Annotated in this window: 12 protein-coding genes and 1 tRNA gene; 5 read left to right on the plus strand and 8 right to left on the minus strand. The window is 70.6% G+C overall.

What is annotated here, in order from left to right:
* Positions 1-179: 179 nt before the first annotated feature.
* Positions 180-755 (minus strand): rhomboid family intramembrane serine protease, encoded by a 576-nt coding sequence (locus tag AC07N1_RS17500; protein ID WP_494672943.1) that lies wholly within the window; start codon positions 753-755, stop codon positions 180-182.
* 42 nt (positions 756-797) lie between these two features.
* The gene (gene divJ, locus AC07N1_RS17505) at positions 798-2,576 is read right to left on the minus strand and encodes a cell cycle sensor histidine kinase DivJ (RefSeq protein WP_494672944.1); all 1,779 of its coding nucleotides are present in this window, start codon (positions 2,574-2,576) and stop codon (positions 798-800) included.
* Between the two features lie 189 nt (positions 2,577-2,765).
* Here divJ and AC07N1_RS17510 point away from each other — a divergent pair, with 189 nt between their 5' ends.
* Both AC07N1_RS17510 and AC07N1_RS17515 read left to right on the plus strand, forming a co-directional pair.
* Complete coding sequence (locus tag AC07N1_RS17510) at positions 2,766-3,614, plus strand: sensor histidine kinase (RefSeq protein WP_494672945.1); 849 nt, start codon at positions 2,766-2,768, stop codon at positions 3,612-3,614.
* Positions 3,615-3,654: 40 nt separating this feature from the next.
* A complete protein-coding gene (locus AC07N1_RS17515) occupies positions 3,655-4,077 on the plus strand; it encodes a SufE family protein (protein WP_494672946.1) in 423 nt (140 codons plus the stop codon).
* Positions 4,078-4,272: 195 nt separating this feature from the next.
* Here AC07N1_RS17515 and AC07N1_RS17520 read toward each other — a convergent pair whose 3' ends face one another.
* Positions 4,273-4,434, minus strand: coding sequence for a hypothetical protein (locus tag AC07N1_RS17520; protein WP_162839355.1), 162 nt, complete (start codon positions 4,432-4,434; stop codon positions 4,273-4,275).
* 78 nt (positions 4,435-4,512) lie between these two features.
* On the opposite strand from AC07N1_RS17520, the gene trhO reads away from it, so the two are divergent.
* The 3 genes from trhO to AC07N1_RS17535 all read left to right on the plus strand — a co-directional run bounded on the left by trhO (position 4,513) and on the right by AC07N1_RS17535 (position 6,430).
* Complete coding sequence (gene trhO, locus AC07N1_RS17525) at positions 4,513-5,466, plus strand: oxygen-dependent tRNA uridine(34) hydroxylase TrhO (protein WP_494672947.1); 954 nt, start codon at positions 4,513-4,515, stop codon at positions 5,464-5,466.
* Positions 5,467-5,532: 66 nt separating this feature from the next.
* Positions 5,533-5,901, plus strand: a complete 369-nt coding sequence (locus AC07N1_RS17530) for a hypothetical protein (protein ID WP_494672948.1) — start codon at positions 5,533-5,535, stop codon at positions 5,899-5,901.
* A 76-nt stretch (positions 5,902-5,977) separates the two neighbouring features.
* Positions 5,978-6,430: a PA2169 family four-helix-bundle protein gene (locus AC07N1_RS17535; RefSeq protein ID WP_494672949.1), complete on the plus strand. Its 453-nt coding sequence runs from the start codon at positions 5,978-5,980 to the stop codon at positions 6,428-6,430.
* A gap of 45 nt (positions 6,431-6,475) precedes the next feature.
* Here AC07N1_RS17535 and AC07N1_RS17540 read toward each other — a convergent pair whose 3' ends face one another.
* The 5 genes from AC07N1_RS17540 to AC07N1_RS17560 all read right to left on the minus strand — a co-directional run bounded on the left by AC07N1_RS17540 (position 6,476) and on the right by AC07N1_RS17560 (position 10,508).
* Entirely contained in the window at positions 6,476-7,174 is a 699-nt protein-coding gene (locus AC07N1_RS17540) for a DUF6456 domain-containing protein (protein ID WP_494672950.1), read from the minus strand.
* Entirely contained in the window at positions 7,171-7,575 is a 405-nt protein-coding gene (gene gafY / locus AC07N1_RS17545) for a gene transfer agent production transcriptional regulator GafY/HdaB (protein WP_494672951.1), read from the minus strand. Before gafY ends, AC07N1_RS17540 begins: the two co-directional genes overlap by 4 nt.
* A gap of 174 nt (positions 7,576-7,749) precedes the next feature.
* The gene (locus tag AC07N1_RS17550; RefSeq protein WP_494672952.1) at positions 7,750-8,478 is read right to left on the minus strand and encodes a YceI family protein; all 729 of its coding nucleotides are present in this window, start codon (positions 8,476-8,478) and stop codon (positions 7,750-7,752) included.
* A 75-nt stretch (positions 8,479-8,553) separates the two neighbouring features.
* Entirely contained in the window at positions 8,554-10,320 is a 1,767-nt protein-coding gene (locus AC07N1_RS17555; protein ID WP_494672953.1) for a DUF885 domain-containing protein, read from the minus strand.
* A gap of 113 nt (positions 10,321-10,433) precedes the next feature.
* Positions 10,434-10,508 (minus strand) — tRNA-Gly (locus AC07N1_RS17560).
* Between the last annotated feature and the right edge of the window lie 2 nt (positions 10,509-10,510).

Here is a 10,510-nt window from a genome sequence, read left to right on the forward strand (position 1 = left end):
AAACAGGCCGATGTCTCGAAAGCTGAAACCGTCCCCCCACCGGCCTTCGGCCGCCTCCCCCAGAGGGGGAGGTTCGCTGCTCCAGATCCTCCCCCTTCAGGGGGAGGTGGCCCGGAGGGCCGGAGGGGGCCGCCGCCAGGCGGGTCCTACCCCACAATAGGAGGAGGCCTTTGCGCCACTCAGGCAAGGCGTCCGCCGCGCAGCCGCAGGGCTGCGCCCGCCAGGACGCCGACCAGCAATCCCGCCAGATGGCCCGGCTTCACCGTTCCGTGGCCGCTGACGACGATGTCGAGCAGCAGGGCGACGACGATCGCCGCCCAGGCCAGGATCCGGCCCCAGCGGGAAACGCCGCCGACGACCACGGCCAAGCCGCAGATCGCCAGATAGGCCTGGGAGGCGCCGGAGATGAAGGCGTCGGGCTGGGTGAGGACGGCGGCCCACTGGCCCAGGGTTCCGCCCGCCAGGGCGACCAGGGCGGGCGCAAGCCGGCCGAGGCGCGCCTCGACAGCCAGGCCCACGCCGCCGATCACCAGCACGTTCAGCAGCATGTGGGGCGGCTTGACGTGAAGCCACTGCGAGGCGACCAGCCGCCAGGCCTGGTCCCAGGTGAAGTCCGAGCCCTTGATCGCCCCGAAGGCGACGAGGTCGCGGGAATGCTGCTGGACCCAGACGGGCTGGCCCAGGGCGACGGCGACCAGGATCCACGCCAGCAGCAGGCTGGCGGCCCAGATCAGGCAAGGCGATCGTTTGGCCAAGGCTCCCCCCGAAACCGACCCCAGGGCTCAGCGTGGAGAGGCTCAGCGCGGCGGGGCGAAGCGGATGACGTTTTCGCCCAGGAAGGGCTCGTCCGTGGTCGAACCCTCGGAGGGCGGCTCGAACAGCTGCTCCATGGCGTCGGCGGTTGCCGTAGGGCTTTCCGGGACGGGCGGAGCGACCGGGGGGGGCAGCAGGATCGGCATGCGCACCGAAACGCTGGTGCCCGCGCCAAGACGGCTCTCGACGTGCATCTCGCCGCCGTGCAGTTGGGCGAAGGCCCGCACGAGCGACAGGCCAAGGCCGGTGCCCCTGGCGCGCTGGTCGACGCCGCCGGCCTGCTCGTAGGGGCGGCCCAGGCGCTCGAGGTCCTCGGGGCTGATGCCGACGCCGGTGTCGGCGACGACGATCTCCAGCATGCCGTCATGACCGTCTGCCGTTACCGTCACCTGGCCGCCGCGCGGGGTGAACTTCAGGGCGTTGGAAACCAGGTTCAGCACGATCTGCTTCAGCGCCCGGCGGTCGGCGTCGACGTCCAGTTCGCCCGGCGGCAGCACGCCGCGCAGTTGCACCCCGACGCTGTCGGCCTGGACGCGCAGCAGGCGCATGGCGGCGTTGACGGCCTCGCGGGCGTCGAACTCGCCGCGCGACAGCTCGAAGCGCTCGGCCTCGATCTTCGACATGTCGAGCACGTCGTTGATCAGGTCCAGCAGGTGGCGGCCGCTCTCGTGGATCAGCTCGGCGTATTCGCCGTAGCGATCGGTCAGGGGGCCGAACATGCGGGCGCGCATGATGTCGGAGAAGCCCATGATGGCGTTCAGCGGCGTGCGCAGCTCGTGGGACATGTTGGCCAGGAAGCGGGCGCGGCCGGCGGCCAGCTGCTCGGCGTCGTTGCGGGCCTGGTCCAGTTGCAGCAGGTGGCGGGTCTCGGCGGTGACGTCGCGCATCACGCCGACCAGCACGCCCGGGCCGACGCGGCGCAGGGTCAGCGACAGGGTCTTTTCCGGGGCCTCGGCGGCCGGGAAGGTCAGCACCGCCTCGCGCTCGCGCAGGGCCTGGCCCAGGGCGAAATCGACGCGGGCGCGTTCGCCCGGCACGGCGGCCTGCGACAGGCCGTCGATCATGATCCGGTCCAGCGCCGCGCCCTCGGGGGCCACGCCGCGCACGGTGCGCACCCGGCCTTGCAGGGTGACGACGAAGGCCAGGAACGGCAGGCCGTCGAGCAGGGTCGAAAGGGCGGTCAGTTCGGACAGGTTGCGCACGTCGCGCTCGCCGGCCCGGCGGTGGGTCAGCATCAGGCCGGCGGCCAGGCCAAGGCCCGTGGTCGCCACGGCCAGGAAGCCGAGGATGAAGGCGGTGGGACCGGTCGGGGCCGGCGGGGCCAGTCCCGACAGCTGGACCAGGGCCGCCATGGCCCCGCCGATCAGGGCCAGGGCCGCGCCCTCGGCCAGGCGGCGCGGGGCGGCCAGGGTCGAGGCGGCGGCGACGGGCGCCAGGCACCAGGCGCTCATCGCGCCCGAGACGCCGCCGGTCAGGGCCGCGGCCAGGGCGCCGCCGGCGGCCCAGCCGACCAGCAGCAGCGACTGGACGCGCTCGTCCTCGCTGTCGCCCAGCAGCAGGGCGGCGATGGCGGGCAGGGCGCCGGCCAGCAGGGCGATCCACACCGGCCAGCCGGTGGAGGCGGGAACGAAGGCCACCGCCCCGCCGGCCAGCAGCGCGGCCGCCAGCCAGCCCAGACGCCAGGCGCGCGCCGTCTCCCGCCCCGAAAGGACGGGGCGGAGGGCGGCTTCATCCTGCCGCGTCTGCACCGGGTCGATGTCCAAGGGGGCGGGTCCGCCTCGAAGTTGTTGTTATTGGTGAATCCTAACCCCGGTTCGGCCCTTCTCCAAAGCGCGCACAATTGTGGGGCGACCGGGCGAGTCCAGCTTCTTGTGGACGGAAACGGATTCGTAAGCGGGTTGGTTCAGGGTGGCACAGAATGCCTTTGCGGACAGAAGGTCCGGGAGTTTCACATGCCTCAGACGGCGTCCGCGGACGCTTCGACATCAGCCGAAGACCTCGCCGAAAGCGCGGGCGGTGCTGATTCGCGCCAGGCTCAGCGCCCCTCGGAAGGCCCCACCGCGACGTTTCGCCGCGCGGCGGCCCGCGCTCGTCGCAAGGCCGCCCTCGACGATCAGAAGCGTTCGTTCCTGCGCATGGTCAGCCACGAGCTGCGCACGCCCCTGAACGCCGTCATCGGTTTTTCGGAAATCCTGGCCAGCGAGCTCTACGGCCCGCTCGGCGCGCCGCAGTACAAGGAATACGCCAAGCTGGTGCACGAGAGCGGCCTGAAGCTGCTCAAGCTGGTCAACCAGATCGTCGAGATCGCTCGCCTGGAAGGCCACGTCACCGACCTCGACCTCGCGGCCGAGCCGTTGGACGAGGCGGTCGAGGACGTCATGGCCCAGCTGCGCGCCGAGTGCGAGGCCCGGGGCGTGGTGATGAGCGCGCCGGACCTGGTGGGCATGCCCGCCGTCATGGCCGACCGCCGGGGCCTGCGCACCATCCTGTCGAACCTGCTGCAGAACGCCGTCGCGCACTCGCCGCAGGGCGGGGTGGTGACGATCGAGGCCGAACTGGTCGGCGGCGGCATGGTCGAGGTGTCGATCCGCGACCAGGGCGAGGGGGTGGAGCAGGGCGACCTGCAACGCCTGCTGCGGCCCTTCGAGCAGGCGGGCACGTCGCTGACCCGCAGCGGCGAGGGCGCGGGCCTGGGCCTGCCGATCGTCGACCTGCTGACGCGGGCGATGAACGGGGCGCTGCGGCTGAAGTCGGCGCCGGGGCAGGGCCTGACGGCGATCGTCACCCTGCCGGGCGCCTGATCGCTTGCATCGGGGGCGTGGCCCGCCTAAACGCCGCGCCATGACCGACCCCAACGCCGCCCTCGACGAACTGGCCGACGAGTTCGAACTGCTCGGCGACTGGGAAGAGCGCTATCGCTACGTGATCGAGCTGGGCAAGGACCTGGCGCCGCTCACGCCCGAGGAGCACTCGGAAGACAACAAGGTGCGCGGCTGCGCCAGCCAGGTGTGGCTGGTCACCGAGCCCCAGGCCGACGGGACGGTCAGCTTCCGCGGCGACAGCGACGCCCACATCGTCAGCGGCCTGATCGCGATCGTGCTGCGGCTCTATTCCGGGGCGAAGGCCGGCGACATCGTCGCCTTCGACGCCTCGGCCGCCATGGCGCGCCTGGGCCTTTCGGAAGCCCTGTCGTCGCAGCGTTCCAACGGCCTCAAGTCGATGGTCGCCCGCATCCAGCGCGACGCGGCGGCCGCGGCGGGCTGATAGGGCGACATCGCTCTCATCATCCTCTTATCCTCCCGTCATTCCCGCCCTTGTGGCGGGAAACCCTGGTTCCGCTTGCATGTGAGGGGCAAGCGGCGTGCTCAGCACGCCGCCCCACTTGCCCTTGCAGCTGACAGAGGGGTTCCCGCCACAAGGGCGGGAATGACGGGCGGGAGGGGCAGGCGTCCCTATGCCTTAGAAGAACCCGGCCCTGTTTCCGATGAACACGATGGCCACGATGATCAGCAGAAGCTGGATCAGCCAGTTCACGGGCGAGGGGATCGGCGAGCGTTGGACGGCGTAGAGCGCCAGGCCAAGCAGCACGAGGGCGATGATGACGGTGATCAGGATGCTCATGGCGCGGTAAACCCGCGTTCGGCGCGCTTGGTTCCGGCCGTGCTTGAGCCCGGGGCGTCGATCTTCTATGGCCCGCCCATGACTTCGCCCTGGCGCATCGCCGCCCTCTACCGTTTCGCGACCTTCGACGATCCCGACGCCATCCGCGCCGATCTCGCCAAGCTGTGCTGCGGGCTGAAGATCAAGGGCACCCTGCTGCTGGCCCGCGAGGGGATCAACGGCACCATCGCCGGTGCGCCCCAGGCCATCGACGCGGCCATCGCCCACATCCGCGCCCTGCCGGGCTGCGAGGCGCTGGAGCTGAAGTTCGCCGACGCCGACAGCCCGCCGTTCCATCGGCTGAAGGTCAAGGTGAAGGCCGAGATCGTCACCCTGGGCGAGCCCGACCTCGATCCGGCCCGCAATCACGGCGTCCACGTCGATCCGGCCGACTGGAACGCCCTGATCAGGCAGCCCGACGTCATCGTGATCGACACCCGCAACGGCTACGAGGTCGATTGCGGCACGTTCGAGGGCGCGATCGATCCGGCCACGCCCAGCTTCGCCGACTTCCCGGCCTGGTTCGACGCTTTCCGCCAGACCTGGGACCCGGCCGCGCCGGCCCCCAAGGTCGCCATGTTCTGCACCGGCGGCATCCGCTGCGAGAAGTCGACAGCCCTGCTGAAGGCGCGCGGCGTCGACGAGGTGTTCCACCTCAAGGGCGGCATACTGAACTATCTGGAGACGGTGCCGCAGGACGAGAGCCTGTGGCGCGGCGAGTGCTTTGTGTTCGACGAGCGGGTGGCAGTGGGCCATGGCCTGTCGGAAGGCTCGCACGTGCTGTGCCGGGGCTGCCGGATGCCGGTCTCGGAAGAGGGGCGGGCCTCGCCGCTCTATGTCGAGGGTGTCTCCTGCGCCCGCTGCCACGATACGCGCAGCGACGACCAGAAGGCCCGATACGCCGAGCGCCAGCGCCAGGCGGCGCGGGCGATCGAGCTGGGCATCGACCATGTCGGCGCGGCCTTGCCGGCCAAGCCCTCGCGCGAGACCTGACGGATCGTCGTCGGCCTCACGGCGTTATTCCGACCGAGCCCCCTTTCTCGGACACGGAGATGACCCATGGTCGCCTATGACCCCACCTTGAATCCTGGCCAGACGCCCAATCAGACCAACGGAGCCGGCCCCGCCCGCGCTCGCCAGGGCCTGATCGACACCCTGTCGGACAAGGTCTCGACCTTCCTCGACCAGCATTCCAGGTCGCCTGAACCCCAGGCCCCCGTCGCCGACTACGCCGTCGGCGGTCCGGCCAAGAAGCCGCTGACCATCGCCGGCCGCGATATCCAGCTGGGCGGCCGCACCATCCCGCTGGCCGTCGCCGTGCTGGGCGGGGCGGTGCTCGCGGGCTTGTTGATCAACAAGCGCACGCGCGGCGCGGCGCTCACCGCTGCCGGCACGGCCTGGACCTTCCTGCAATCGAAGAAGCCGTAAGGCCCAGCTTCGAACCTTTCGCGAGGGGGCCGCGTTGCTGCGGTCCCTCCCTTCGAAACGCCACAGGAGTTCACCCATGGCCCATACGAACGAAGACCACATCAAGCTCGTCAATGGCCTGGTCGAGATCACCATCGACAGCGCCGACGGCTACGAAGCCGCCGCCCGCGACGCCGAGAGCCGCAGCTTCAAGTCGCTGTTCGAGGCCCGCGCCCAGGAACGCCGGGGCGTGGTCTCCGACCTGCAGAGCGAAGTGCGCCGCCTGGGCGGCACGCCCGACGACGACGGCAGCATCCTGGCCGCCGCCCACCGCGTGTTCCTGAACGTCCGCGACTCCCTGACCAAGGGCGACGAGTCGGTGGTCAAGACCGTCGAGGACGGCGAGGACCACATCAAGGCCAAGTACGAGAAGGCGCTCGAAGACGCCGACGTCCAGCCGGAGACCCGCCGCGCCATCGAGACGGCCTACGCCAAGGTCAAGGCCGGCCACGACCAGATGCGCGACATCAAGCACGCGCAGAGCCACTGAAGGCGCTGAGCTGGGCGGCGGTCGAGATCCGGCCGCCGCCTCGTCTCACAGCATGCCGTAGTGCGCTGCGAGGCGTTGCAAGGCCGCCCTCAGGGCGGCCTTGCCCGTTCTGGGCTTGAGGCCCAAAGCAACCTCGGTCGCCTGTAGCGAGGCGCGGTGCAGGCAGATCGGCGACAGGATCGCCCGCTGCTCGGGAGACAGCGCCATCATCGCCCGGGCCATGCGGGCCTTGGCCCCGATCGCGCGCTCGGCTGGCTCCGCGCGCTGGCCGCCGCCGCGCGGCGTCGGGTCCCAGTTCATGGTCAGGCGGCCCAGCAGCCCCGAAGCATGGGCGTCGGCTTCCAGTCGCCGGCCCGCCGCGCGCTCGACGGCGCTGAGCAGGCCGCGGCTGAACAGCCAGTCCAGCGGATCGGCGCCGAGATTGGCCCGGTGCGCCGTGGCTTCGCCGTTCTCGACCACCACCTTCTCGCCCTCGACGACGCCGGGACGGCCCGGGAGCGCAGGCGCTGGTGCGCGGCCTAGCCGCCAGCCGCCCTCGGGGCGTGGGATCAACTGGTGGCCCAGCTTGCGGAAGGCGGCCTCGTCGATGGTCAGCATCGGCTTGCGCCCACGGGCGAAGCGCACGGCGTAGGCCAGGCCCCGGGCCTCGATCACCGAGCCGGCGCGGGCCAGCAGGCGGGCGGCGCGATCGGCCAGGTGCTCGGCGGCGAGCTCCCGCTCCAGGATGACGGCGACGGCGCTCATCGGGCGCTCCCCGCGGCGTTGGCGAACAGCACGCCGGCCAGGTCGGGCATGGTGTCCGGCGCCTGGCGCACGCAGGCCTCGAGCGCGCTCATCCGGGCGTCGAACATCCGGTCCTCGCGCATGTCCTCGATGCGGTGGCAGGCGTGGGCGCAGGTGGTGCGGTCGCGGCCGAAGGCGAAGGCCACCCGGGCCAGCGGCCAGTGGAAGATCACGTGGGCCAGGTAGATGGCGATCTGCCGCGCGCGGGCGGCGGTCTTGGACGTGCGCTTGTCCGAGACGATCTCGGCGGGCGCGACGCCGGTGGCCAGGGCCACGGCGTGGGTGACGAAGGCCGCGGCCAGGCGGTCGCGACGCGGATCGGGCGAGATCGCCCAGGCCTCCTCCAGGATTTGAGCGAGCATGGCGGTCCCTCAAGAGCGGCGCCCCCAGTGACGCCCATGAGCATCAGCCTAGGCTGATATTCCTCCTGTAGGATAACTTTCCTATTTCGCGCGTCTAGTCGGAATTTAAACCACTGATTGTATTCGTCCGGACGGTCGCCGATCCCCGTCGCGCGACGGGGATCGGCGTTCCATTCAGGGGTTGGCCGGCGCGGTCGCCGCCGGCGGGTTGGGCTTCAGCAGTTCGGCCTCGATGGCGACCGTGACCTCGTCGCCGACGCCCATCGTCGAGCCGGGCTTGGGCACGCCGTAGCTGACCCCGAAGTCCGAGCGCTTGAAGCTGCCGCTCAGCGAGAAGCCGATGCGGGCGTTGGGATCCATCGGCGGGAAGCCGCCGTAGCCGCCGTTGAACTTGGCCTTCAGGGTCACCGGCTTGGTCACGCCGTGCAGGGTAAGGTCGCCGGTGACGTCGGCGGTGTCGGGGCCGGTGGACTCGACCTTGGTCGAGCGGAAGGTGATGGCCGGGTACTTGGCCGCGTCCAGCCATTCGGCGCCGAGCAGTTCGTCGGTGAAGCCCGGCGGCGGGGCGGGAAGGGTCAGGGAGCTGGTCTTGATGCTGGCTTCGACGCTGGCGTTGGCCGGCGCCTTGGGATCGAGGGTCAGCTTGACGTCGAAGTCGCTGAAGCGGGCCGTGTACCAGGAGAAGCCCAGGTGGCTGAGCTTGAACGACAGGTCGGCGTGCGACTTGTCCAGCTTGTACTCGCCGGCCGGCAGATCGGCGGGCGGCTTGGCCGGGGCGGGCGCGGCGGTGGAGGCTTCTCCCGCCGGCGGCGGCGTCTCCGTCTTGGCGGCCTTCGGGTCGGAGCAGGCCGCCAGGGCCAGCAGCAGGGCGCCGCCGATCACGAACTTCGAGGCGTAGGACATGAAACCTCCCTTTCTGTTGGGCGGGGAGGTTCGGCCCGGGGCGACGATGTGGTCAACCCCGGGACGTTGTGACGCTTACGACTTCTTCTTGCGCTCGGCGATCCAGGCGTCGGTGCGGGCGTCCAGCACCGCCAGCGGCGTCGAGCCGCCCAGCAGCACCAGGTCGTGGAAGGCCCGCTCGTCGAACTTCGGACCCAGCTGGTCCTGCGCCCGCTTGCGCAGTTCCAGGATCTTCAGCTCGCCGATCTTGTACGACAGGGCCTGGCCCGGCCAGGAGACGTAGCGCTTCAGCTCGACCTCGATATTGGTCGGCGACAGGGCGGTGTTGTCGGTGAAGCAGGCGCGGGCCTGGTCCAGGCTCCAGCCCTTGGCGTGGATGCCGGTGTCGGCCACCAGGCGGCAGGCGCGCCACATCTCGTAGGACAAGCGGCCGAACAGCTCGTAGGGATCGCGATAGATGCCCATCTCCTCGCCCAGCCATTCCGAATAGAGCCCCCAGCCCTCGCCGAAGGCGCTGAAATAGAGGTTCTTGCGGAACTCTGGGCCGGTCTGCTCCTGGGCCAGCGAGGTCTGGACGTGGTGGCCCGGCGCGCCCTCGTGCAGCACCAGGGCCGGCAGCTCGTAGAGCGCCCGCTGGTCGAGTTCGGAGGTGTTGATCATCAGCCCGCCGGCGCGGCCGGCCTTGGGATCGCCGCCGAAATAGCGGCCGGTGGTGTAGCCCTTCTCGATGCTGGCCGGGACAGGGCGTACGCCGTAGGTCAGGCGCGGCAGGGTGCCGAAGTGGGCCGGCAGCTGGTCGTCGGCGCGCTTGGCGATCTCGCTGGCCTTTTCCAGCAGCTGCTGGCGGCTGGTGGCGTAGAACTTCGGGTCCTTGCGCAGATAGGCCAGGAAGGCCGGCAGGTCGCCTTGGAAGCCGGCCTGCTTCATCACCGTCTCCATCCGCGCGCGGATGCGGCGCACCTCGGCCTGGCCGATCTCGTGCACCTGGTCGGGGGTCATGTCTGTGGTGGTGTAGCGCTTGACCAGGAAGGCGTAGTAGCGCTTGCCGTCCGGAAGGTCGGAGGCGGCCAGGCTCCTGGCGGCGTGTGGCACGTACTCGTCTTGCAGGAAGGCGATGAAGCCGGCGCGGGCCGGCGCGACCTTGGCCTTCAGCACCGCCTCGCCCTCGGCGATCAGGGCGGCCTTGCGATCGGCCGGCACGCTGGCGGGCAGGGCGCGCAGCGGGGCCAGCAACGGATCTTCGGCCGGCGGCGTGGCCGCCGTGCGCTGGGCGCGGTCGAGCACCGACTCGGCGGTCGAGCGGGCGTGGACGAAGCGGCTGGCGATCCCGCGACGGGCCTCGGCGATGTTGGCGGCGTACCACTCCGGGCTCTGGGCCAGCAGGGCGATCCACTTCCTGGCTTCGGCCTCGTCCTTCAGGCGCATGCCATTGGCGCGATAGAGCAGGGAGACGTCGAAGCCGCCGTCGCTGCTGAACGGCATGCGGCTTTCGTCGAACGACAGGCCGGTGAGCTTGTCGTCCAGGCTCCAGGCCAGGATCTGGCGGGTCAGCTTCTCGTCGTCGGTCAGGCCGGCGGCGTCGACCTCGCCCAGCAGGGCCTTGGCCTTCTCGTAGCGGGCCTTGCGCTCGGCGTCGGCCTTGGGACCGACTGGCGGAAACCGCCAGCGCGAGGCGTCGGTGGCGCTTTCGTCGTCGTCCACGGCCGAGACCGACTCATAGGCCTTCACGGCCTGGGTCAGGCGGGCCGAGGCGCTCGCCGGGGCGGCGGCCTGGGCCGAGCCCGCCAGCAGCATGGCGCAGACGGCCGCGCCGGCGGCGAGGCGGAGAAGATGATGGCGCATGAACGCTCCCCGGAATGAACTCGGGGAAGGTTAGATCATGTCGCGGCGCCAGGCCAAACGGCCAAGCTCGCTCTGCCGATCATTTCGGAAGGGGAGAAGGAGAGAGAAGAAAATGGAGCGGGCGAAGAGATTCGAACTCTCGACATCCACCTTGGCAAGGTGGCGCTCTACCACTGAGCTACGCCCGCGC

The sequence above is a fragment of the Caulobacter sp. GW821-FHT09B11 genome (assembly GCF_059418205.1).